This is a genomic window from Microcoleus sp. S13_B4 (assembly GCF_036700885.1).
Taxonomy (GTDB): Bacteria; Cyanobacteriota; Cyanobacteriia; order Cyanobacteriales; family Microcoleaceae; genus Microcoleus.
Genome location: NZ_JAUBPU010000010.1, coordinates 106,651 through 130,751 on the forward strand (window position 1 = coordinate 106,651; position 24,101 = coordinate 130,751).

The 24,101-nt window shown below is 44.9% G+C and carries 25 protein-coding genes and 1 pseudogene; 15 read left to right on the forward strand and 11 right to left on the reverse strand.

The genetic code is table 11. The features are described from left to right. Positions 1–13 precede the first annotated feature (13 nt). The 3 genes from QT994_RS08720 to QT994_RS08730 form a co-directional block, all read right to left on the reverse strand. Positions 14–763: an NrtR DNA-binding winged helix domain-containing protein gene (locus QT994_RS08720; protein ID WP_333173473.1), complete on the reverse strand. Its 750-nt coding sequence runs from the start codon at positions 761–763 to the stop codon at positions 14–16. Next, the gene (locus QT994_RS08725; protein WP_333173475.1) at positions 724–1,323 is read right to left on the reverse strand and encodes a nicotinate-nucleotide adenylyltransferase; all 600 of its coding nucleotides are present in this window, start codon (positions 1,321–1,323) and stop codon (positions 724–726) included. Before QT994_RS08725 ends, QT994_RS08720 begins: the two co-directional genes overlap by 40 nt. Before the next feature lie 138 nt (positions 1,324–1,461). After that, entirely contained in the window at positions 1,462–2,865 is a 1,404-nt protein-coding gene (locus QT994_RS08730; RefSeq protein ID WP_333173476.1) for a nicotinate phosphoribosyltransferase, read from the reverse strand. A 500-nt stretch (positions 2,866–3,365) separates the two neighbouring features. On the opposite strand from QT994_RS08730, the gene QT994_RS08735 reads away from it, so the two are divergent. From QT994_RS08735 to QT994_RS08765, 7 genes and pseudogenes are all read left to right on the forward strand, one after another. Continuing rightward, positions 3,366–3,515: an isochorismate synthase gene (locus QT994_RS08735; protein ID WP_333173479.1), complete on the forward strand. Its 150-nt coding sequence runs from the start codon at positions 3,366–3,368 to the stop codon at positions 3,513–3,515. A 614-nt stretch (positions 3,516–4,129) separates the two neighbouring features. Further along, a complete protein-coding gene (locus QT994_RS08740) occupies positions 4,130–5,407 on the forward strand; it encodes a glycosyltransferase (RefSeq protein WP_333173481.1) in 1,278 nt (425 codons plus the stop codon). A gap of 146 nt (positions 5,408–5,553) precedes the next feature. After that, positions 5,554–6,834 carry a glycosyltransferase gene (locus QT994_RS08745; RefSeq protein ID WP_333173483.1) on the forward strand — a complete coding sequence of 427 codons (1,281 nt, stop codon included), beginning with the start codon at positions 5,554–5,556 and terminating at the stop codon, positions 6,832–6,834. Between the two features lie 141 nt (positions 6,835–6,975). Next, positions 6,976–7,251, forward strand: a complete 276-nt coding sequence (locus QT994_RS08750; protein WP_333173486.1) for a hypothetical protein — start codon at positions 6,976–6,978, stop codon at positions 7,249–7,251. An 18-nt stretch (positions 7,252–7,269) separates the two neighbouring features. Continuing rightward, positions 7,270–8,181 (forward strand): annotated as a pseudogene (locus QT994_RS08755) (ISAzo13 family transposase); the annotation flags it as partial. A 178-nt stretch (positions 8,182–8,359) separates the two neighbouring features. Further along, entirely contained in the window at positions 8,360–8,989 is a 630-nt protein-coding gene (locus QT994_RS08760; RefSeq protein ID WP_333173523.1) for a response regulator transcription factor, read from the forward strand. Positions 8,990–9,129: 140 nt separating this feature from the next. Next, the gene (locus QT994_RS08765; RefSeq protein WP_333173487.1) at positions 9,130–11,292 is read left to right on the forward strand and encodes a flotillin family protein; all 2,163 of its coding nucleotides are present in this window, start codon (positions 9,130–9,132) and stop codon (positions 11,290–11,292) included. An 82-nt stretch (positions 11,293–11,374) separates the two neighbouring features. Here the strand turns inward: QT994_RS08765 and QT994_RS08770 are convergent, their stop codons facing one another. Both QT994_RS08770 and QT994_RS08775 read right to left on the reverse strand, forming a co-directional pair. Beyond that, complete coding sequence (locus QT994_RS08770; RefSeq protein WP_333048566.1) at positions 11,375–11,794, reverse strand: transcriptional regulator; 420 nt, start codon at positions 11,792–11,794, stop codon at positions 11,375–11,377. 134 nt (positions 11,795–11,928) lie between these two features. Next, a complete protein-coding gene (locus QT994_RS08775) occupies positions 11,929–12,237 on the reverse strand; it encodes a type II toxin-antitoxin system HigB family toxin (protein WP_333173490.1) in 309 nt (102 codons plus the stop codon). 161 nt (positions 12,238–12,398) lie between these two features. On the opposite strand from QT994_RS08775, the gene QT994_RS08780 reads away from it, so the two are divergent. Then, positions 12,399–12,683: a DUF2470 domain-containing protein gene (locus QT994_RS08780; protein ID WP_333173492.1), complete on the forward strand. Its 285-nt coding sequence runs from the start codon at positions 12,399–12,401 to the stop codon at positions 12,681–12,683. A 188-nt stretch (positions 12,684–12,871) separates the two neighbouring features. Further along, on the forward strand, positions 12,872–14,509 hold the full coding sequence (locus QT994_RS08785; protein ID WP_333173495.1) for an AAA family ATPase: 1,638 nt from the start codon (positions 12,872–12,874) through the stop codon (positions 14,507–14,509). 81 nt (positions 14,510–14,590) lie between these two features. Here QT994_RS08785 and QT994_RS08790 read toward each other — a convergent pair whose 3' ends face one another. Beyond that, positions 14,591–15,670, reverse strand: a complete 1,080-nt coding sequence (locus QT994_RS08790; RefSeq protein WP_333173498.1) for a DUF3616 domain-containing protein — start codon at positions 15,668–15,670, stop codon at positions 14,591–14,593. 452 nt (positions 15,671–16,122) lie between these two features. On the opposite strand from QT994_RS08790, the gene QT994_RS08795 reads away from it, so the two are divergent. Together QT994_RS08795 and QT994_RS08800 are read left to right on the forward strand one after the other, a co-directional pair. Beyond that, positions 16,123–17,226 (forward strand): site-2 protease family protein, encoded by a 1,104-nt coding sequence (locus tag QT994_RS08795; protein WP_333173499.1) that lies wholly within the window; start codon positions 16,123–16,125, stop codon positions 17,224–17,226. Between the two features lie 175 nt (positions 17,227–17,401). Further along, positions 17,402–18,793, forward strand: coding sequence for a hypothetical protein (locus QT994_RS08800; RefSeq protein ID WP_333173502.1), 1,392 nt, complete (start codon positions 17,402–17,404; stop codon positions 18,791–18,793). A 260-nt stretch (positions 18,794–19,053) separates the two neighbouring features. Here QT994_RS08800 and QT994_RS27785 read toward each other — a convergent pair whose 3' ends face one another. From QT994_RS27785 to QT994_RS08815, 4 genes are all read right to left on the reverse strand, one after another. Then, positions 19,054–19,182, reverse strand: a complete 129-nt coding sequence (locus tag QT994_RS27785) for a PAS domain S-box protein (RefSeq protein ID WP_445243883.1) — start codon at positions 19,180–19,182, stop codon at positions 19,054–19,056. Then, complete coding sequence (locus QT994_RS08805; RefSeq protein WP_333173505.1) at positions 19,169–19,435, reverse strand: HAMP domain-containing protein; 267 nt, start codon at positions 19,433–19,435, stop codon at positions 19,169–19,171. Before QT994_RS08805 ends, QT994_RS27785 begins: the two co-directional genes overlap by 14 nt. Positions 19,436–19,556: 121 nt before the next feature. Next, a complete protein-coding gene (locus QT994_RS08810; protein WP_333173508.1) occupies positions 19,557–19,958 on the reverse strand; it encodes a cache domain-containing protein in 402 nt (133 codons plus the stop codon). Between the two features lie 58 nt (positions 19,959–20,016). Continuing rightward, positions 20,017–20,160 (reverse strand): hypothetical protein, encoded by a 144-nt coding sequence (locus QT994_RS08815; RefSeq protein WP_333173509.1) that lies wholly within the window; start codon positions 20,158–20,160, stop codon positions 20,017–20,019. Between the two features lie 486 nt (positions 20,161–20,646). Here QT994_RS08815 and QT994_RS08820 point away from each other — a divergent pair, with 486 nt between their 5' ends. Next, on the forward strand, positions 20,647–20,781 hold the full coding sequence (locus QT994_RS08820; RefSeq protein ID WP_333048576.1) for a hypothetical protein: 135 nt from the start codon (positions 20,647–20,649) through the stop codon (positions 20,779–20,781). 311 nt (positions 20,782–21,092) lie between these two features. Here QT994_RS08820 and QT994_RS08825 read toward each other — a convergent pair whose 3' ends face one another. Beyond that, a complete protein-coding gene (locus QT994_RS08825; protein ID WP_006635344.1) occupies positions 21,093–21,485 on the reverse strand; it encodes an AbrB family transcriptional regulator in 393 nt (130 codons plus the stop codon). A gap of 265 nt (positions 21,486–21,750) precedes the next feature. On the opposite strand from QT994_RS08825, the gene QT994_RS08830 reads away from it, so the two are divergent. The 3 genes from QT994_RS08830 (at position 21,751) to cbiB (ending at position 24,047) form a co-directional block, all read left to right on the forward strand. Continuing rightward, entirely contained in the window at positions 21,751–22,194 is a 444-nt protein-coding gene (locus QT994_RS08830) for an Rrf2 family transcriptional regulator (protein ID WP_006635345.1), read from the forward strand. 37 nt (positions 22,195–22,231) lie between these two features. Further along, the gene (locus tag QT994_RS08835) at positions 22,232–22,615 is read left to right on the forward strand and encodes a GFA family protein (RefSeq protein WP_333048578.1); all 384 of its coding nucleotides are present in this window, start codon (positions 22,232–22,234) and stop codon (positions 22,613–22,615) included. 352 nt (positions 22,616–22,967) lie between these two features. Continuing rightward, positions 22,968–24,047, forward strand: a complete 1,080-nt coding sequence (cbiB, locus tag QT994_RS08840) for an adenosylcobinamide-phosphate synthase CbiB (RefSeq protein ID WP_333173525.1) — start codon at positions 22,968–22,970, stop codon at positions 24,045–24,047. Positions 24,048–24,101: the final 54 nt, after the last annotated feature.

A 24,101-nucleotide genomic window follows, 5' to 3' on the forward strand; every position in this document is an offset into this window, starting at 1 on the left:
ATCCAAGGAACAGCTAGATAAACACCAGTGGCTTATTTTTGAAAGGAGCAAAAGCGGCCGCATCAAAGCGGTACAAACTAGCAGGGCGACCAGCCCCGCGCGAAACCTTAACACCGGTATCGCACAAAAAACCCAATTTTAACAATCGAGATCTAAAATTAGAATAATCAGAAAAATTTTCCCCCAAAATAGTTGTATAAAGCTGATACAAATCGCTCAAAGTAAAAAGCTCCGGCAAAACTTCAAAAGCTACTGGACTGTATTCAAGTTTGTTGCGAAGTCGCCGATATCCGTATTCGAGAATTTGATTGTGATCGAAGGCCAGCTTTGGAACTTGTTGCACGGGATACCAAGCAATGCCGCCGACGCGGTGGCCGACACCCGCAACTACACTCCCAGCAATTAACTCAGCTTCCTCAAAGCGAACCAAAGCAAAATAACTCACCGAAAGATAGCGATCGCCCCTGGTAAATTCCCGAGGATCGCGCCCCGGTTTCCCAAAAGTATACAGTTGCTCCAGATACAAATTTTTTACCCGAATTTTCTCAGACAAAATCCGGTAAGCCGCATTTTCAAGAGATTCTCCGTGCCGCACCAAAGTACCGGGAAGACTCCAAGAATCGATAAACGGTTCGTCTTGCCGCATTACCAACAGCACCAACAAGCGGTTCTGCACGGCATCGACGGAGAAAATCACATTATCTACTCCTACTTTAAAGTCAGCTAATGAGCAACCTTCGCCCTTTTTTGTGCCTCGTGCCATGCGTACAAATGCTCCCTATTAATGTAATCTTCGATGGTCGGAGTCAGGGCTTGGGTGTCTCCTGTTTCCCGATAGAAGGTAGAAGAAACATTGGGAGCATTCAAAGATGCGATCGCCACGTCTGCACCCATGCGCCTCAACTGCCACAAATCTAATTGCTCTGACGGATAACCGGGTCGCGGTACTATCAGCAACTCCACTTGTTTTAACAATTGTTCAAATTTGTACCAGCGAGACAGTTGCCCCACCAAGTCCGAACCTATTACCAGCGTCAAATCTGCATTCGACCACACCAATCTTGCTTGTTCCACAGTTTCCACCGTCCTCGGACTGCTGAGTTCTGGATGCAAGCAAAGATTATGTCTAGGCGAATTAATTTCTTGAATCATTAACAGCAGCATTGCCGATCGGTGTTCTAGAGAAGTCTGGTGCGACTTAAAAGGATTGTCCGACGCCCAAACTGCTACCCAATCAAAATGTTGCGAAAGCCAACTCAGAATTGTTTTGTGTCCTGCTGTGGGCGGATCGGCACTGGTTCCAAAAAGAGCAATCTTCTGCATAGGGAATCGGTAATTGTTGACTGTTGACTGTTGACTGTTGACTGTTGGCTGTTGATTGATGACTAATGACTGTTGATTGATGACTAATGACTGTTGATTGTGGCTGTTGAGTGTTGGCTCTTGATTGATGACTAATGACTAATGACTCTTTTTCGTTTTTTGGGTGAGACTCTGCAAATCTGGAGAAATTTCCACCTGCGGCGAAATTGGGTTGTCCAGTTGGCGAGTTTCGGGTCCAAGACTGGCGACAGAAGCAGCAGTTCGTTTGGCGATATCGTCCAAACTTTCCTCGTTCTGGACTCGTTTGCCGTCCTTGACAACCAATTTCATTAATGGTATAGAAGAATCGCAATTTTTAATATTTTCTTCGGACAACGCCAAACAATCTCCGAGAATTTGCCCATTTTCAATATGTCTAAAAATTTGCTTTCTTCCTGGATATGTTACCTTGCCGCTTGCCTCTTTCATCACCGGAATTCCGTCAATTTCCACCAACTTATAAACACCGTTGACAGGGGAACCGCTGACCAACTTGGTTCCCAAACCGTAACCGTCAATGCAAGCGCCGCTACTTTTTAATTTGGCAATTTCTCGATCGTCCAAATCGCCGCTAGCAAAAATAGGAACGCCCGGAAGGATCGATCGAACTTCCCGAGACAGCACCGCCAAATCGCCCGAATCCAGCCGCACGCCTTCCAACAGCATTTCACCGCTGTTGACTCGATCGGCCAACATCCGCGCCGCCGCCACAGTATCATAAGTATCGATCAGCAGCGGCGCCCCCGGAAAATAGCGGTGAAAAGCTGCAAACGCCTGATTCTCGCTGCCTTCGAGGGCAGCCACAGCCATTACCAAAGCATGGGCGATCGTACCGACAGGCTTGCGGCCCAACTTCAAAGCAGCCAAAACATTAGAAGTTCCGTCGAATCCCGCAGCCAGAGCAGCCCTAGCCGCCCAAACAGCAGCTTGAGGCCCAAAAGCCCTGCGCGTCCCGAATTCCAGCAACTTAGCCTCCGGGCCCGCCACATCGCGCAGCCGCGCTGCCCGCGTCGCAATCAAAGTTTGATAATTTATGGCATTCAGCAAATAAGTTTCCACTAACTGAGCCTGCCACAGAGGAGCCTCAATTCGTAGCAGAGGCTCATTGGCAAACACCGCCGTCCCCTCCGGCACCGCCCAAACATCGCCAGTAAAGCGGGCTGTGGCGAGTAAAGTCCAAAATCGCTCCGGCGCACCTGCAAAAATCCCAGTGGACTGCAAAGCCTGAATTTGCGCCGGAGAAAACCGAAATTTCTCCAGATAGTCGATAACTTGAGCCAAACCCATCGCGATCGCGTAGCCAAAACCCTCTGGCAGCCTGCGCGCGAATAATTCAAAACTCGCGGCCCGCCCGTCGAGCCCTTCCCCGACGTAACAAGCGGCCATCGTTAGCTGGTAGAGATCGGTCAAAAGGCTGTAATCTGCTGAAGAAACCGTCAGTTCCCGGTCTTCTAAGATTTCTTCAAAACCTGTGAGCTGCAGGCTTTCTGTGGTAGTTTTCATAAGAAAAACCCCGAACAAACTTCTTTTTTTTAATTATAGTGACAAACACCATATCTTTTTGTAAATCTTTGATAAAGATTGCAGATATTTGTCGGAAAAATTCGCTGATTATGCCCTTTAATAGCGGATTGTGGTGGATTTGTACATTAATATTATGGTAAAATCAATATAAATACTTACTTTAACAAACTCAGGAATTAACCACAAACACTCAAGCGTTGCGGGTTTTTTGCGAAAATATTTCGTTGCAGCCTTTGAATAGAGTTAGACAACCTGGTTTCTGAGCGTCGCGAGGGCGATGGCGAGTGCTTGAGTTGAGCAAGAAAAAATCTACCAGCAAAAGGTCGATCGTCCAACAAAGCGTAATTCCTAAAACCTTCAGCTTGCTTGAATGTTGCAGACCAATAAGTAATTCAAATAAATATTGCTAAAGTCATCCATAGCTCAAAAATCCGAGTAATCTAATAAGTATCAGAACCCAGATAACAGAGGCAGATTCTATGAATCTTTCTAAATCTTTGGCAAACGCGATGCGTTACGTTTCGGAAGCAGCGGTGCGGATTTTTAGCCCCAGCGATGACAACTATCCAAATAGTGGAGTTCAACCTTTTGAAGGTAAGCTCTCCAAAAATTATAAATCGAAAGAATGAGCAGCCATTCTGGCACGTTAGAGCGAGTTCGGCACAGGCATTCCGTTTAACAGTCAACAGTTAAGAATTAACTGTTGACTGTTAGCTTTTGACTTGTGACTTTGACTGTTAATAGTAATTGTAGGTGGGTTTCCCTTCCTTCTACCCCACCTACAATTACCAATCACCAATTACACTGAACTTCCCCAACTGACAAAAGGCATATTCTGTGTAGAGTAAGCATTTGAAATAAAGATATTTGCCCCCGGTTTACTGCGTATAAATTAGAGAAACACCAAGCAAAACTAGAACCTTTTGTTGCACTAGGGTTGGTTCAGTAATCTTATCAAAAACAAAACTACCACCCTTAATAGTGGATTGAATTTGATTGTGAGCTAGAGTACCCAAATCCGCTAGTAACTAACCTTTAGTTGAGGAGATTACCTGAACTTTTGGCTAGGTATCGCAGAGCGCATACAACTATATACTGGTAATACTCTCCTGCAATGACTAAAGCCTGCGTCCCATTCCTGAGTTTTTCCAAGCGATCGCCCCAACACCCCAACTCCCAACAAAAACCTCTCACACCGCCGATTAAATGCTAAAAAGGTTAAACTCACACGGAGCCTTGACTCATGACCCACTTTGGCCTCCTCTGTCCGGCATCCACCGGCCACCTCAACCCCATGACAACATTAGGCAGCGAACTGCTTCGCCGAGGCCATCGAGTCACCGTATTTAACCTCCTCGATGCTAAAACCACCACCTTAGCCAGCGGCTTAGAATTCCAGCCATTAGCTGAAGATGAATTTCCCGCAGGCTCAATGGCAGAAAGATTGGGCCAACTGGGGAAACTCAGCGGACTGACAGCCTTGCGATATACTATCAAAACATTTACCCAAATTTGGGCTGCTCTTCTCACAGAGGCTCCAACTGCCATTCAAAAAGCCGGTGTAGAAGCTTTACTCGTAGACCAACTTTCATTTGAAGGAGGAACAATTGCCGAATTTCTCAACCTTCCTTTTGTCACAGTATGCAGTGCCTTGATGGTAAATCGAGACCCTAACATTCCTCCGTTTGGTACTCCGTGGAAATACAATCCAACTTTAGCAAACCGCCTACGCAATCAAGTCACCTATCAGTTACTAAATCTGGCTGTTAAACCAATTCGAGATGTTATTGCCCAATATCGCGAAGAGTGGAAATTACCTCTGTACTCTAACCCAAATGATGGTTACTCGAAATTAGCTCAAATCACTCAACAACCCGCGGAATTCGACTTTCCCAGACAAAATTTACCCCCTTATTTCCATTTCACTGGCCCTTATCACAACCCAGCGACGCGCAAACCAGTGCCTTTTCCTTTTGAACAATTAACTGGTCAACCATTGATTTATGCCTCAATGGGAACTGTGCAAAATCGCTTGCTGGATGTTTTTCAAACGATCGCCTCTGCTTGTGAAGGATTAGATGCCCAATTGGTAATATCTCTCGGCGGAAGTGCGACTCCAGAATCCTTGCCGCCATTGCCGGGAAATCCGATCGTTGTTGGCTATGCACCGCAATTAGAATTGCTGCAAAAAGCCACTCTCACGATTACTCATGCCGGGATGAATACAACTTTGGAATCATTAAGCAATGGAGTCCCAATGGTGGCAATTCCTGTGGCGAATGATCAGCCGGGAGTGGCAGCGCGGATTGCTTGGACGGGTGTTGGTGAAGTGGTTTCATTGAAGGAATTGAGCGTTCCTAAACTGCGATCGGCAATTGTGAAAGTCCTAACCCAAGAGTCGTATAAACAAAGGGCGATCGAGATGCAAGAGGCGATCGGGCGATCGGGCGGAGTCAAGAAAGCCGCTGATATTATCGAACAGGTGGTATTGACTGGGAAACCTGCCTTGGCTGGGAAATAATCCTTTTGGGCGCTGATTTTAAGCTACTAGAAGAGCAAAAATAAATTGTAGGCAAAAAGTGCGATCGCCCCAACGCCCCAACGCCCCAACACAAACCACTCACCCGACTACAATAAAAAAAGTTAACCTCAAAGGAGCCTTAACTCATGACCCACTTCGGCATTCTCTGTCCAGCCGACACCGGCCACCTCAACCCCATGACAACATTAGGCAGCGAACTGCTTCGCCGAGGTCATCGAGTCACGGTATTTGGCTTGCTCGATGCTAAAGCAAAAACTCTAGCCACCGGATTAGAATTCCAGCCATTCGCTGAAGAAGAGTTTCCCGTCGGCTGGTTTGCAGAAATCCTTAGCCAACGGGGAAAACTTAGTGGACTTGCGGCATTGCGACATACTTTGAAGCCAGGTGGGAATACTTCAAATGCTATTCTCAGAGAGGCTCCGATGGCCATTAAAAAAGCTGGTGTAGAAGCTTTGCTAGTAGACCAAGTTTCACTGGAAGGAGGAACAATTGCAGAATTTATAAACATTCCTTTTATCACAGTTTGCAGTGCGTTACTCTTAAATCGAGACCCCGACCTTCCACCCATTTGTACCCTTTGGCAGTACGATCCGACTTGGAAAGGACGCTTACGCAATCAACTCGGCTATCAGTTACTAAATTTGCTTACCAAACCGATTCTAGAGACGATCGCCGAATCTCGCTGCCAGTGGAAATTACCTCTGTACTCTCACCCAAACGATCATTACTCTAAACTCGCTCAGCTCAGCCAGCAGCCTGCTGAATTCGACTTTCCCAGACAAAATTTACCCCCTTATTTCCATTTCACTGGCCCTTATCACAACCCAGCGACGCGCAAACCAGTGCCTTTTCCTTTTGAACAATTAACTGGTCAACCATTGATTTATGCCTCAATGGGAACTGTGCAAAATCGCTTGCTGGATGTTTTTCAAACGATCGCCTCTGCTTGTGAAGGATTAGATGCCCAATTGGTAATATCTCTCGGCGGAAGTGCGACTCCAGAATCCTTGCCGCCATTGCCGGGAAATCCGATCGTTGTTGGCTATGCACCGCAATTAGAATTGCTGCAAAAAGCCACTCTCACGATTACTCATGCCGGGATGAATACGACTTTGGAATCTTTGAGCAATGGAGTACCGATGGTGGCAATTCCTGTGGCAAATGACCAGCCGGGAGTGGCAGCGCGGATTGGTTATACGGGTGTTGGCGAGGTGGTTTCTTTGAAGGAATTGAGCATTCCTAAAGTCCGATCGGCAATTGTGAAAGTCCTAACCCAAGAGTCGTATAAACAAAGGGCGATCGAGATGCAAGAGGCGATCGGGCGATCGGGCGGAGTCAAGCGAGCGGCTGATATTATCGAACAAGCTGTATTGACTGGGAAACCTGTTTTGGCTTCTAAAATCTAAAACCTTAGGACTGAAAAATAAATAACTTGATGGATTGTTGGATATAATCAAAAACAGCACCCTGATTGCTATTTTCTCTAAAATTGATAGAAACTCGCCAGGGATTTTTATATTCTACCACTTTATCTGACCTTTAAACCTATGTTTTATTCTAGTTCAATTGAGTCGGAAATAAAGAAATTTTATAACTCTTTATCAGAAAAGGATAAAAGAAGGTATGCAGCGATCGAGGCACAAAAATTGGGATGGGGTGGAATTAGCTATATAATGCAACTTTGCGGATGCAGTCGAAATACTATTGTCCAGGGAATTAAAGATTTAGAAACAATGAATGAAACGACTATTAATAATTTAAGGGTTAGAAAAAAAGGAGGAGGAAGAAAAAGTATTTTAGCTACCAGGAGCGGTATTGATTAAGCCTTTTTAGAAGTCTTAAAGTTCCAGACAGCGGGAGACCCAATGAATGAGCTAATTAAATGGACTAATTTGACGCATAAAGAAATAGCTGTCGGACTGAAAAACGCCGGATTTTGTGTGAGTCTTTCTCTAGTAGGACAACTCCTAAAGAAACATGGATATGTGAAGCGAAGAGCACAAAAGAAACAGACAACAGGAATTAATAAAAATGCTAATGCTCAATTTGAAAATATTGCTATACTCGATACAGAGTATAGAGAGGCGGCTAATCCCATCCAACCGTTTTGATACAAAAAAAAAGAAGTTTTAGGGAATTTATATCGTCCGGGAGCTCTCTATACAACCGAGCCTGTCACTACTTTCGATCATGATTTTTGGAGCTTAGGTCCCGGAAAAGTAATTCCACATGGGATTTATGATGCTCAAGAAAATCGAGGATATATAACATTAGGCAACAGTAAAGATACAAGTGAATTTGCTTGTGAATCTCTGAAAAATTGGTGGAATAATTATGGAAAATTGATCTACCCGAATGCCACTTCAATTGTAGCAAAGTGTGATGGTGGAGGTAGTAACAATGCTAATCATTATATCTTTAAAGAAGATTTACAAAAGTTAGTTAATGAAATCGTAATTGAGATAAGGATTGCCCATTACCCTCCTTATACATCTAAATATAATCCCATCGAACATCGACTCTTTCCTCATGTTACGAGAGCTTGCCAAGGAGTAATTTTTACTAATATAGAATTAGTCAAATACCTGGTAGAAAAAACTCACACTAAAACCTGGCTCTCTGTAGTTGCAAATGTGCTTAATAAAGTCTATAAAATTGGTCGAAAGGTAGCTGATAACTTTAAAAAAACTATGCAAATTATTTTTGATGAATACTTGCCAAAATGGAACTATAGAGCCGTACCTCAAACTTAATACTTCATCAAGTTATTTATTTTTCAGTCCTTAACTGTAAACAGCCGCCCCGGAAACGGAACAGAAGTTATAGTTTCAGTTAGTCGCCAGTAAAGTAAGGTGCACATTTCGCACCATACATAGTAAGTTTGTAGTGAATTTTCAGGTTTTTTTTGATAAAATTAACACGGGAAACATGATTAACCAATCAAATATTATTCGCGTTTTAATTGCCGACGATCATTATATTGTGTGGCAAGGTTTAGTGGCGCTGCTGGAGCAGGAATCAGATGTTAAAGTTGTGGCGCAAGCAAGCAACGGCGAAGAAGCTGTGACAATGTTCCGCCAACATCAGCCCGATGTAACGCTGATGGATTTGCGGATGCCGGTGATGGATGGAGTCGCCGCCATTGCTGCGATTTGTGCGGAGTTTCCCAGCGCCCGGATTGTGGTGCTGACGACTTATGACGGCGATGAAAACATCTATCGCGGATTGCAAGCTGGTGCAAAGGGCTATCTGCTTAAGGATGCGGAACCAGAGGAGCTTTTAGCAGCAATTCGAGCGGTTTTTGAGGGTAAAAAGTATATTCCGCTGGCAGTGGGTGTTAAGTTAGCCGATCGCCTGAGTGGGCCTGAATTGAGCGATCGCGAATTAGAAGTCATCCGCCTCATAGTCGCTGGTAAAAGCAACAACGAGATTAGTGAAGTTTTGCACATCAGCGAAAGCACCGTTAAGTTTCACATCAACAATATTTTGAGCAAAATGGGAGTTAGCGATCGCACGCAGGCCGCGATTTCCGCATTAAAACGGGGGATTGTCAGCCTGTAATTTACTTATAAGTATTTCTACTGAAAAATATGACTATTATGAGGGCAAATAATGATAAATAAGACCTTAAGTTTTATGTAAAAACTTTTGATCAAGGCTAAGCTGGAACTCCTAGGACAAATTAGCCCTGCTCAAAAAAAATGCTTTATTCATTTTTGTCCAAATCTCAAGTCAAAATCCGCGTTTTAAAACAGTTAGCAGCCGCTGTTTCGGCGTCTTTAGCTCTTAGTGCAACAACCAGTTTGAAACCCTCGCCAGTATTAGCGGCTAGCAATATCCCCCTCGCAAATCAAACCTCCACTCAGCTAGCCGCAAAACCTGATTCTAGTTTCCAGCTAGGGCAGTTGCGTACCACTGTTCCCGTGCAGACAATGCAGCTCGCTCCGGGCGGATTTATCCCGATCGCCATCGGCGGTATGATAATTATTCTGGTGCTGCCATTATTTTTTGGCGGATTGGTAGTAATTGGCGATCGGGAAGTCGGAATTGTCAGTAAAAAGTTTAGCTTCGGCGGCAAGTCTTTACCGCCGGGAGATTTAATTGCCTTAAACGGAGAAGCTGGATATCAAGCTGATACTTTGCCCCCCGGTTGGCACTGGGGTTATTGGCCTTTGCAGTACAACGTTCGCAAAGAGTCTCTAACTGTAGTTCCCCAAGGTGAAATTGGTTTAATTATCGCAGCAGGCGGCGAGTCCAATCCACCACAGCGCATTCTCGGCAAAATCACAGAATGCGACAATTTTCAAGATGCGCGCAAATTCCTCCAAGGAGGTGGCGAAAAAGGTCGGCAACTCGGCATCTTGACGGGCGGTAGCTATCGGATTAATACGGCATTATTTACGGTAATTACAGCAGCTAATGCTCCCAAACACGGGATGACAGCGGAACAGTTGAAACTCTACAAAATTGCTCCAGATAAAGTGGGCGTCGTGACAACGTATGACGGCGTTCCGATCCAAGATGGCGAAATTGCAGGCCCGATTATTCCGAATCACGACAACTTCCAAAACGCGCAGAAATTTATCACCGCCGGCGGGCGGCGCGGTTTGCAGGAACAAGTTTTGCTTTCCGGTTCGTGGAACTTAAATCCTTGGTTTGTCGGGGTTGACCAAGTACCGATGACCGAAATCCCGATCGGCTATGTCGGCGCGGTTATTTCCTATGTCGGCAAAACCTCGGAAGATGTGAGCGGTGCTGCTTTCACTCACGGAAATTTAGTAAATGTGGGCAACAAAGGGGTGTGGGTGACTCCTCTTTATCCGGGGAAACATCCGCTGAATACTCGCATTTTGAAAGTAGAGTTAGTGCCGACGACAAACATTGTATTGAATTGGTCAAGTAAAACGGAACGACACAGTTACGATTCTCAACTTTCATCTTTAACGGTGCGTTCTCGCGACGGTTTTGCCTTTGATTTAGAAGTAGCTCAGATTATTCACGTCGGGGCTTTGGATGCTCCGAAAGTGATTTCTCGCGTCGGTTCAATGCAGAACTTAGTTGACCATGTTTTGCAGCCGACAATTGGCAATTATTTCCGCAATTCGGCTCAAGCTTATTCTGTATTAGATTTTCTGTCGGCAAGGAGCGATCGGCAAGCAGAAGCATCGGAATATATCAAAGCAGCTTTGCGTACCTACGACGTGCAAGCAATTGATACTTTAATCGGGGATATATTGCCACCGGCAGAGTTGATGCAAACTCAAACCGATCGCAAAATTGCTGAGGAACAGTGCAAGACTTATGAGGTGCAGCAAATAGCACAAACTCAGCGGCAACAATTGGTGCGGGAAACCGCGCTGGCTGAGATTCAACAAGAGATGGTGAAATCCGAACAAGGCGTGAAGATTTCTGAGTTGAAAGCGAATTCTCAGGTTAAACAAGCTCAAGGCGAAGCTGAGTCGATTCGGGTGAAGGGAAATGCTCAAGCTGAAGCTTATCGCGCGGGTGTTGTGGCTTTGGGAGGTTCCGGTTATACGGCTTTGCAGTTAATGCAAATTATAGGCGATCGCAATGTGCGAGTTGTGCCAGATGTTGCGGTAACAGGCAACGGTAGCGGTGGTGGTTTGGTTGATGGTTTGCTGGGAATGATGCTGTGGAATCAAACGAGCAAAAATGGAGAAAATGGCGGGGAGTTACCGTTAGTTAACCTACAGAAATCGGAATCTGCGACAAAGTTACCAGTAGCAAAGGTGAATTCTGTTAAGCCGCCTGAATCTCGCACTAATTCCCCTGTGGCGAATGCTGAGGCGGATATTGATTCGCGGTTTGATGAATTGCCGTTTGACGATCGATCTTTTAGTTAGGCTGTGCAGTTTGTAGTGAGAACGATCGTCCTCTATGAAAGCTTTTAGTCAATAAGGACTAAATTCCTTACTACAAACAATTTTAGGCAGCATTACCAACAACTTGATGGAGTGGAAAGAAAACAGCCGGCGAGACACTGAAAAACTCTGCAAGTTTTTGTATGTGTTCTGTTGTAAGTTGACGCTTTTCATGGAGGATATCTGAGACAATAGACTCAGTTTTAAAAATAGGAACTAGGTCTTTTTGTCTCAGGTCAAATTCTTCGATTAAAGCTTTTAACAGTTCTATCCCATAAATGTCAGGTATGGGTTCTAAAGTTTGCTCGTATTCATAAACCAGAGTTCCAAGTACGTTTAGATAGTCGCGTTCGTCTGAAGTCAGTTGGCCTTTGTCCAACAGAGAATCGATCGCTTTTTGAGTTGCCATTAATTCCTCCTCAGCCGTTATAGGTCGGGGAGGAAATGTTTTGAGTAGTTCGATATAAGCGCTAGAGTTGTTCATGTGAGTCTCCTATATTAAGAAAGGACAGGAATTACGCAGCTCCTCAATATATGTATGGTGTGAGTGTAGGGGCAATTCCCCGTGGTTGCCCCTATCCCTAGGATTATTTGGTAAGTTTTAAAAGGAGAAAATTATCATTCATACCGCGGGTCTTTTTTCCATTTATCTTCGTCATATTCTTCATGAGTAAGTACAGAGCGAATAAAAATTTTTTTAGGTCGATATTCATAATCTATGAACGTAATCAGTCTGTAATTATTACCTCTGATGTTAAAAACAGTAAAGTTGCCAACTCTATCGGCTGAGGAAAAAACTGCTTTCACTTCACCTAAATTTGACCACTCTGCTGTTGTTGCTAGTTTGTACCAATACCGCAGGCTTGTTTCGGCATCAGGATACTTTTCCCAGAATTTCCTGAGTGCTGATTGAGAAATAACGTGCATATATTTCCTCGATAACAAATAAATTTACTCATATAATCTATAAGACTCCCTATAAAATTGTCTTTATATTATCTTAGCAAATTGCGAAGTAGTTTGTCAACTGCGAATTTGTCTTACCGATCGCAGTACAATCGATCCATATTGCATCTGAGGAATCTCCCATGTCAGAACCGTTTTCTACTGAGATTAGCGATCGCATCTGCACTCACATGAACGAAGACCACGCTAGTGCTGTCGTGCTATATGCTCAAGCATTTGGCGACCAACCGCAGGCAACGGAAGCTCAAATGCTCGCTATTGATGCCAACGGCATGGATTTAACCGCTCAAGTCAATGACGAAAAAGTGCCGATCAGAGTAAATTTCGAGCGCACTTTAAAAGACGCCGAAGATGCTCACCACACTCTCATTGAAATGGTGAAACAAGCTCGAAAAGTTGCTAAGTAGTCAATTGCGTACTATGCTGTTATAATTTTAACGTTTGCAGTACGGAATTTAGTCCGGTTAAATAGTTGTTAAGGACTAACCTCCTTACTACAAACCTTTAGTTGGGTTAAATCATTTTAAAGACTAAAATCCTGACTGCGAACAAAATTTTTAATAAAATTAAATTTCACTCTACAATATCCACTAAAATGACAGAAGATTACCCCAACTCGCAAGCATTAAATGTCGTTAATGGCAGTAAAAATAACCATTTCGAGGCACTGGTAAAACGACTAGATTTGATGATTCGCGCCCGCTATTCGCTACTGTACATTGTCGGCGCGGAGGAGGAACCGGTCGAAGCCGTAATTGCCCAAGTAGCGCTGCAAGTAACTCCCGCGCGCCGGGTATTGCGGTGGGATCTTGTGCGCGGTTGGGAGGATAACGGTTCTGGGAAAGGTTCGGTAATGGCGGCGCTCGATCGCGTCAGCAAAACTGCTGTTGAAGAATATACCATATTTGTACTGCGGGATTTGCACCCTATTTTGAAATATCCATACAGCGAAAAAAGCGCGGCGGTAGTGCGAGAATTGCGGAATTTAACGCGGGAATTGAAGCGCAGCAAAAAAACTATAGTTCTTACTTCTCACACGCTGGAATTGCCGGAGGAATTGAAAGAAGAAGTCACAGTAATTGATTTTCCTTTGCCTAACGTCCAAGAAATCGACAGTTTAATTTCCCACGTTGTGGAAAAGCCGGAACAGTTACAAGTTAGCGGTTTAGCAAGGGAACAGTTGGTTAAAGCTTGTCAGGGTTTGAGTCGCGCTAGAATCGGGCGGGTTTTGGCTAAAGCTTTGGCCGCCAAACAGCAAATTAACGAGTCAGATATTGACGGAGTTTTGGAGGAAAAACAGCAAGCAATTCGCCAAACGGGAATTTTGGAGTTTTTCAACTCCAGAGAATCCCTAAAAAGTGTGGGCGGCTTGGAGAATTTGAAACAGTGGGTAAAGATGCGGCAAGATGCTTTTACTGACGAAGCGCGTCGCTACGGCATACCGAATCCGAAAGGAGTTTTGTTAGTAGGAATTCAAGGCACAGGCAAATCTTTATCTGCGAAAACAATAGCCTCAGAATGGCGTTTGCCGCTGCTACGATTGGATACTGGGAGATTGTTTGGCGGCGTGGTCGGGGAAAGCGAAAGTCGCGTCAGGCAAATGATACAATTAGCAGAGGCGATCGCACCTTGCGTTTTGTGGATCGATGAAATAGATAAAGCCTTCGGCAACATTATCAGCGGTGGCGACGGCGATTCGGGAACTTCGCGGCGGGTATTCGGCAGTTTGATCACTTGGATGCAGGAAAAAACCAGTCCGGTGTTTATTGTCGCCACTGCAAATAACGTGCGGATTTTGCCGGCCGAGTTGCTGAGAAAAGGCAGATTTGATGAAATTTTCTTTTTGAATTTGCCCTCAGAATCGGAACGGCAAGATATCTTTAAAGTGCATTTGCAGCGTTTGCGGCCGACTAGATTGCGAGAGTTTGATTTGGGGGTTTTGGCGAAACGCGCTGAGAATTTTAGCGGTGCAGAAATTGAACAAGTCGTAATAGATGGGTTGTATCGGGCCTTTGGAACGTTTGTAAACGGACAGCGCCGGGATTTGATGACGGAGGATATTTTGAGGTCGATCGAGGATACTGTACCTTTAGCTGCGATCGCGCGATCGCAAATTGAAGATTTGAAGCGGTGGGCGGCGGAAGCGGGCGCGAGAACAGCTTCTAACGATACTCACTTAATTGATGAATTGAAACGCTACAGCCAGCGGCGAAGGGATGCGAGCGACAATTAACCGAATTTTACATCTGTTTGTAGTGAGGCATTTAGTTTTTAGTCCTGATTCACCAAAACTCACCCGCCCTCCCACGCGCAACTACAAACCCAACCTAAAAATATCAGCAAAAATAGCATTTTCCCCAACCATTCTCCCCGCATCCGGCGAATCATAAACCACTAACAGCGAATTCTGCCCGCCCAAATATGGAAACAGCGACAACCCCTCAGCATTGTCCGTACCAACCTTAAAAGGCAAATCAAACAATACCTCCAAATCTCCCCCATCTTGTCCAGTAATACTGTCGCCCGATCGCCCTAAAATCCCCTTTAACCGAAAAACCCTCATCGCCCCAGATAAAGTCATCGTCGGCCCGGCTAACACAATCAAATCTTCCCCATTCCAGCACAATTCTCGCACCCCCAAACCGTTCAAATCAACAAAATGTTTCTTGTAAAACTTGCCTTCTGCCCCAATAGCCTTTAGCTTTAAAACTCCTTGTTTAGACTCTTGCACTTCTATTTCTAAAATTATCGCCCAACCCCGCAGTACAGGCCCCCGTAAACCAATAAAAATCCGATTTCCGCGCACCGCCAACCCTTCAATATCAAAACCATTTTCTTTACTCGGAATCGGCACAGATAAAAATAGACCGAGATGGCTGTCATCTTTCAGCGCGTCTGTCAGCAAATTGCCCGTTTTAGTCGCCTGAAGGTATCCCGCTTTCAGTTGGTTTTGGGGATTTTCAGGATGGGGAATTGACTTGCACAAAGTTCCGTTTTTCACAGGAATTCGTGCCAGCAAGTAACGGTTGACCTCTGTCTCTATTTTTGCTAAATTTTGAATGTCTTTATTCGGATCTTTGCCTTTAGCTTTCTTGCGTTTGGTGCTGTGAGAAGCCACAAACCAAAGATAATCGCTGTAGAAATCAATTCCTTCAATATCGATTTCACCCGCTTGTTCGGAAAGATCGATAAAATCGGCGATCGCAAATCTTTGATGTTCTCCAAAAATATTAGGCCCGACAGGCGACAAACGCTCGATCGAAGTCGTTTCATCGGAACCTACCCACAAATTGCCATCGGGAGTTAAAGCAACAGCGGATAAGTCTGTAATAATATCAGCGGCTTCCCTGTTGAATTGCAGCAGCAGCCGGCCGAGCAAAAAAGATTCTGGCATAATTATTAGCACCAAAAGTATTGTTAGGGTGAGTCATTATAGCTAAATCTGCTTGAAACTCATAGGTGGCACCATTCTCAATCATGCTTTTATGGGCGGGCTAGAAGCCCAACCCCTACTCCCCACAAGAAAGAAAATTCATCTGTTGTGGAACAGGCCGGAAAGCCTGTTCATGACAGAGGTACTCTGGGCGTGAGTTAAAAGCGATTGCAAACTAAAACAGAAAACTAAAACAAATATCCTCCTCAAGCCTCATAGCGACAACTTTCGTTTTGAGATAAGGATTTTTAACCCCTAGCGGGCCAAACCGCAGTTGGCGGTGATTATTCCGCAAACCGAACCTCCACAGACGGATAACACCCTAATTGAAGCATTACCATCGCCGTTACGTTTCGTTACGATAAGGAGACAGAGAGAAAAACCTCTCATTCGTAAAATCAGAGGTAGCCATTATGAACGGTACATTTCGCGTCGGCAACCTGTTTGGGATTCCCTTCTTTGTCAACGCATCTTGGTTCCTAGTCCTGGGTTTAGTAACCTGGCAATACGGCGGTGCATTAGCTGGCCTGTTTCCCACATTGGGCCCCGTAGCGCCCTGGATGCTGGGATTATTCACAGCGTTACTGTTATTTGCTTCCGTCTTAGCCCACGAATTAGGACACAGTTGGGTAGCCATTAAACAGGGAATTGGCGTGAAATCGATTTCGCTGTTTCTGTTTGGCGGGCTGGCTAATTTGGAAAGAGAATCGAAAACGCCAGCCGAAGCATTTTGGGTAGCCATTGCAGGCCCGTTGGTTAGCCTATTTTTGTCGGGTTTGTTAACAGTTATCGGCGTCGGTGCAGCCCTTACAGGCCCCGCAGCAGCCATCGTCCAACTTTTAGCTTCCATCAACTTAGCTTTAGCCTTATTTAACTTAATTCCCGGTTTGCCCCTCGACGGCGGCAACATCCTCAAAGCAATCGTCTGGAAAATTACTGGCAACCCTTACAAAGGTGTAATTTTTGCTAGCCGCGTTGGTCAAATAATTGGTTGGATTGCCATTGCTACAGGCATATTCGGCAATATTTGGAATCTAGTAATCGGTTGGTTCTTACTGCAAAATGCCGGTCAATCTGCCCAATATGCCACAGTCCAAAATCAACTGGCAGGTCTGACAGCCGCAGATGCTGTGACCCCCGAAAGTCCGATCGTCTCCCAAGACTTGTCTCTCAGAGAATTTGCCAACAACTACGTGATCGGTAGCACTCATACCTGGCGCAGATTCCTGGCAACAGATGATGCCGGACAATTGGTAGGGGCGATCGATCTTGACGACCTCAAAACAATTACTACTGGACGCTGGCCCGAAGTTTTAGTGAAAGAACTCCTGAAGCCGATCGAATTTTCCACAACAGTCAAACCAGAATTATCCCTCCTCGAAGTCGTCACCCTTCTGGAACAACTAAAAGTACAAGAACTCCCCGTCATTCGCGAAAACGGTGTCCTCGTCGGACTTGTAGAAAAAGCTGAAATTGCCCGCCTGCTGCAAAGACGAGCTGAAGCGAATCCTGCTTAATATCCTCAGATACTTGACAAATAATAGTTAACCCCTTCGATTTCCCTTGACCAAAAGGGCGATCGGGGGGCTTAACTGTTTTAGCTGCACAAAAGTCCAGTCAAACACTAAATTATTAGCTGCAAATCAAGGATCGTAACTATAATAGTTTATCGATCATCTGAGCGAGGACGCTATGCCATCTCAGCACTTTTCCTCCCAATCCGAAACCACAGAGTCAAAAGTTCTGCCTGCTCTCACAAACAATATATTACCCCAGGCGATCGTGCCTCAACCAACCGCTCAATTAAACAATTCTGAGCTGACTGTTTCAGCAGCTCAAGATATCATTTACAATTTTTTTATATATCATATCAAAAACTCGAAAGCCGAAGTAGTTTTGCAGCACTTTAAAAAAATATTTATCTACCTGACTCCTCCCGCCCACCCCAAATTAATTCAAGCTTTACACACAATAAGTGAATTTGACAGTCAACTAGAATTTAACAACTTATTTAAACGCTGCTGTTACATCTTATTAAATAACTGGATCACTCAGAGGCAATACCAATTTGCTCGCGACTTAATTAAAATTCTTAGCGAGAGAACCTTTAGCGAACCCCACCCGGACAATTCTCTCAAAATACTGAGAGTGTGGCTGACAAATTTTCTCAGCAGCAAAGACTATGAAGACCTCAAGTTATTTGTATTAAAGTACGCGGATTACCAGTCGCTACAAAATCACTGGACTTCTCGGTATCAGCCTTATTTGCTAGCCGCTCAATATCTAGATGCTAACAACGCCCCCGAAGAACGCCAAACTGCCAGACTATTGTCGCAGCAGCTCAAAGAAAAGTACAAGTTTGACCTAGCAATGTATACCTCTCGCTCTCAGTCTGCCACATCCCAATTAAAAAATTATCATAATCCCACACTTTTAGGAGATGAAGCCCTGCGTTTAATCAAACTAATTTTAGTCAATCGAGGAGCCTTCAGCTATCGCAGCTTAGCCAATATTTTTCTGAGTCAGAGTCAAAATATTACCTACAAGCAGTTTAAGGAATCTCTGGTTAAGTATTTATTTGATTACCAAGGTAATTTTTTGTCTAGTGATATTTGCCAAGCACAAATAATTAATATTTTAGAAATTTTTCATCCCGAAAATGACGGAGAAATTTTGAAGAGCGGCCTGCATCTCAGAACTTGCAATTATCTAATCAAATGTTTGACTGTGGAAAATTCTGGGGAACCAACAGCCTTATTTCTACTGTTCGCCACTCAACTAAATCCTTTAACACTAGCAATTCTAATTCTCAAAATTATTTTGATTTCACCGCATTCCCGAACCTACGTAGAACTTTGTTGCGCTCGATTAATTCAATACTATCAAGATAACTCGGATACTGAATGTCAGTGGCTGATTAAGTTTTTAGAAGTAACCCAAATTGCTCTAACTATTTATGGAGAAAATGTTCAATATAATTTAGTGAATATGTCCGAAAAGCATGAAGAAGAACAGTTATTTATTGATCTCAATAACTGTCGTGTTTTTTCTCAACACAAACAGCTCAGAAAAGATAAAGATTAGTCATGATTCATCAATCATTAGTCATTAGGTGCGCCTTGGGAACCCGACAGCAAGTTTATAGGGTAAGCTGTACTGCATTTAAATTGTAGGTTGAGGGCGGGCTTTCGGGCCCAACCCCTACTCCCCACAAGAGTGAAAGTTTCTTTTACCATGCAATTTAAATGCGGATTAGTTTATCCAAACTTCTCCGGGAAGAGTGTGCGCTAATTTATATAAGTTTGATCGGCTTGTGGTAGCTCTTGGGCGCTAGCATCGGGCATTTATCCCCTACCCAATATTTGCTCTCCCGCCACATTAATGAAAATAAATGCGCCGCCCGGAATTATCGCGGATACTCCAACCGGCAAATTTTCTACCAGTTGGGCAAATTTTTCTTCACTTTCTGCCAAAGCTGGAAAAAACTTTTTTCAGTTGAGGTGCCATCTCGTTGAAAGACTGCGCTAATTCGCCGACTCGATCGAGCCTACTGACAGCAAAAGCGCGATCGAACTTTCTGGCGGCGATATCTTTAGCGGCTTCGTTGAGTCGCAGCAGCGGCAGTGTTACCCACCTAGCTGTCATCACTCCGGCAATTGTCGATAGCAGCAGCGCCACCACACAAAGTAAAATTCTAGGGCGGGTATTTTTGTTAATTTCCGCCATGAAATCGGATTCGGAAACTGCGATCGCAATCAGCCACTTTCAACCGTAAACATCAGAAAACGGCAGCACTTCCACAAAATATTCCTGCCCGTATCGGCTAAATTTCAGTTGCTGCCGCTGCTTAATGTCGCCAAAGCCCCCGAAGCGATCGTACAAATACTCGGCTGCGGTGCGAATGACAGGAGTTTTGCTCTCTCAAACATTCAATTGATTGTGCTTGCTGCTTTCCCCGCATCTTTCTAAAGGGTGATTCTTGACTTGAACTGGCAACCAGCAAGCCCGATCGTTCGATCGCGAAAATTTGTCCCGTTTTGCTAAGCTTGATGCGATCGAGATATTGCTGAAGCTCCGAGAGCGAAAAGTCTACGGCACTAACTCCCAGCAATTTACCATTTCGATCGCGAATCTGTTGGCTGGCAGCAATAAAAACAGTCCCAGGAGTAAAACTCGGATAAATACTCGTCCAAATCGCTTTGTTTGTTCGCTGCGACAGCTTCTTTGTACTAAGGGCGCAGGCGGGCATCGTAGGTTGCCGGTTCTGCCTTTAATTTAGCGGTGTGAGTGCCGAGGCTGTCTGTAGCTTAGTATATGTTGTGAGAGTTGGTAGACTTGGAGGCTGCGACAATTGGCAAGCTGTTGTCGATGTGGTTGCGCCAACTGCCGAGATATTCTCCTGATTTTCCTGTAGCGAAGGATATCCACTCAATGCTTTGAAAAGATCGCATTTGCTACCAAAGGAACTTTTTTCCCCGAGGCTGGGGCTTTTCTAACTGTAAGTTTAATTCACTGCGGTCGATCGCTTCAGCGTTAAGTTGATTTACCCACTGGGTATGTTCGAGAAAAGAAATCAGCTTTTCTTCAACTCTCTTCCCTGTCTCCGCGATCAATTTCTCGGCGAGCTCTTCGACTGCTTTGTCTCCGTTGCGAAAGGACAGATACCCGACAATCCCGACTGCTGCGACGATTTACAGCACAAAAGATGCCACTAGAAGGCGACGCAGGGGGATTTTTGTTTGGTGTTGAGAAGTTTTACTCGCGAATCGGGCCAACGGCATAGGCTGATGACTAATTGCTCCCTAACACTTTAACTGTTCCAGCCTGTAATTTCACTTACGGGCGATCGAGGCGTTTCCTTGCCTTCAAAACCCCTCCCACACAGACACATAAAATTTTAGATTTTAGATTTTAGATTTTAGGTTAAATAATTCGGAATGAATGATCAAGCTCGTGCTTTCGAGCTTCGCTACAGTTGCATTCTTTTTTTCAACGGGTATGACGCACTGTTAGCTGAGAATACCTCTGCCATTTTCTGGCTGTGGTGGGTTTCCTACCTCAACCAAACCTAATTCTTCCTTAAAACCTCTTCGGTTCATCAATTACATCCGTTAAATCCCGTACACAATTGGCTGCATAACTTCTCTTCAACAGCTACGCGGAAAATCCCCCGCTTGTCCAAACGGATATAGCGAGGGGCGAGAATAGGTATTCTCGGAAAATATAAAGTGGTGGCACTGGCTTTTGTCGAGCCATTGCCATCTATAGAAGCCATACTTTTTTAGGCTCACAAAAAGATTTCAGAGCCAACTCTCTGCTTGCAGTCAATGCTTGAAGTCAAACCAACCAGTTCAAGCAAGAAGTCAAAGCAAGTCGTAAAAGCCTAGGATTCTTCTTCTTCTTCTCGATCAATTTGGCGCAGGTGAATGTGCTTGCGTCCCAGAGAGATTTCAAATTCATCTCCCGGCTGGAGTTCCATTTGTTTGGTGTAGGCGGCTCCAATCAGTAAGTTGCCGTTAGATTGAACGCTAATCCGATAGCTGGCAGAGCGTCCGCCGCGTCCATTGCCGTTTTGCTTCCCGTCTAGCTGAATGCCTTCTGCATCAATCAGCGCATTCAGGAATTTCATCATGTTGACCCGTTCTACGCCGTTCTTGGTAACGGTGTAGTAGCCACAGGCTCTAGCTTTTTCTTCCTTGGTAAGGTTCTCTAGGTCTTTGACCTTTTTGATCAGATCTTCGCCTTCAAGGGGTTCGATATTTTTCTTTTTAGCCATTTACTGAGTCCTGAAATATTCAACTGGTGTACGGATTTTTTCTCGGTTGGTTTTTGGTTAGACCAAGAAACTTTAGCTTTATAGCTGGTCGTAAAACTATATTACACCGATCGGCTCAATTGTTAACCACTATTATCTAAATATTTTTAACAACCTGCTGTCTTTCTTAAGGAGTAGCGGCAGCCGGTGCGAGCAATCTCTAAACTCGGTAGCATAAGCTATCAGCTATCAGCTAGCTGAATATTTGCCCCACTCTTAAAATCCCATGAAGTTAACGACACGCGGACACTACAGTGTCAAAGCATTACTGGATCTAAGTTTGCAACCTCGCTTTGGCCCGACATCGGTGAAATCGATAGCGAAGCGACAGGAGTTACCGGCTCCGTATCTAGAAAAATTGCTGATTGAAATGCGACGAGCCGGTTTAGTCCAATCTGTTCGGGGTTCCCAAGGAGGATATCAATTAGCCCGCCAGCCAGCTCAAATCTCTTTAGGACAAATCTTAGAGGCTGTAGGTGAAACTATTGAACCTTTACCTCGACATTTTCCCGACGCGACGCAAGCAGAGGACTGGGTAACATTCAGTTTGTGGAACCGATTGCACAAAAAACTTGCCGAAGCGCTGTACAGTATTTCCCTCGAAGACTTATACTATGATGTCCGCAGTTGGCAAGCGGCTCTTGGGGAAGAAACTAGCTTTATCATTTAAATGGTAAGTTCATTCATTCGATCGCCAGCAATCACACATGGACGCAACACTTGTTACCTACTTTGGCGGCTGTCACTGCGGAGCTGTCCGCTTCCGTGTCGCCGTTGACAAACACGAAGCATCTGATTGCAACTGCTCTATCTGTAAAAAGAAAGGATTTTTGCACCTCATTGTGCCGCCGGAACGTTTTACCTTGCTCAGTGGCGAAGATGTTTTGACCACCTATACATTTAATACAGGAACTGCTCAACATACTTTCTGCCGAATTTGTGGCATTCACTCGTTCTATCGCCCCCGATCGCATCCCGATCATTTCGATGTCAACGTCCGCTGTCTTGACTCAGATGCCATCGAACACTTTCAGATCCTACCCTTTGACGGTGTTAATTGGGAGCAGAATGTACACTTGCTTCGCGACTAAAGTAATCTCAGCATTTATAGCAACCACGCCTGATGATGAGGTTTTGAACTGTTCAAACCCTTGCCTTTATTGCTTCTTCCTTCTTCCTTCTACTATAAAATCGCCCCTCAAACAATCCAAGTCCGCAAGGGTAGCAGGAGTTAAAATCTGCTCTCTGCGGCGATCGCTCCTGCTCTGACAATAAAGGAAGATGGTTCGGGCCCCCGGATTCATCCGTGGAGCGACAAAAAAGCTCCTCGCTCCCCATCGCAAGTCGCCGGATTGATCGGTGGGGTCGCTTTCTTCAATTCTTTAATCTAAAATCTAAAATCTAAAATCGATTGACTGACTATCAAGTTTGACACTATATATAATGATGCCGGATGAATTTCCTGTTTTGATTTTAGCTGCGGTGTTGGATTATTCGATCGGCGATCCTTGGGGTTGGCCGCATCCAGTGCAGGCGATGGGTTGGGCGATCGACCGCTATACTCGACTTGTCTTTAATATATGGAATAATCCCGCAGGCAAAATGCCTCCCGCTGGCGATCGTCCCGCCGGTGAGCAGCACAAACTGCTGCTACGAAGTGCTGGTACAATACTAGCGATCGGGCTGATTCTAGGCAGTTATACTGTCAGTTGGTCGATCGTCCAAGCTGCTAGTTGGGTGCATCCTCTATTAGGTATTGCCCTAGATACCATTTTGCTGGCAAGCTGTTTTGCAGGTCGCAGTTTGAGGGCGGCTGCGGAGGATGTGCTAGCACCTTTAAATGTTGGAGATTTAGTCAAGGCGCGAGAACGGTTGAGCCTTTACGTCGGCCGGGATACCGAAAACTTATCCGAGCCAGAAATTCTGCGAGCATTGTTAGAAACTGTAACAGAGAATGCAGTCGATGGTGTGACAGCACCGCTATTTTATGCGTTAGTTGGGTTCGGTCTGCCGCATCTATTATTAAGTTTTACCGATCGCCCGATCGAGCCTAACTCGATGTGGGCAAGTGCGATCGTCCCCTTGGCGATGGCTTACAAAGCAGCCAGCACATTAGATTCTACGATCGGCTACAAAGAAGCGCCATACACAGATTTAGGATGGTTTAGCGCCAAACTAGAAGACGTGCTGACGTGGATTCCTTGCCGGCTAACAGTGATTACTTTAGCCGTTATATCTGGCAAACCGATTTACATTTGGCAGATTTGTCAGAGAGATGCTGTTAAAGATGCCAGTCCCAATTCCGGTTGGAGCGAGTGCGTTTACGCCGCCATCTTGGGAGTGCAACTAGGAGGTACTAATTCCTATCGTGGAGTTCTCAAACACAAACCGCTGTTAGGCGAGCCGATTCACCCGATCACAGCGCCGCTAATTTGCCAAGCATTGCAATTAACTCGGTATTGCTTTCTGATTTGGTTGGGACTATCATTGCTTGTTTATAGCTTATTATGTTTGAGCCGGTAACTGCTGACTGCACCCGACCACAGATACAAGCTCTCAACAGGACTCTGGGAGAGC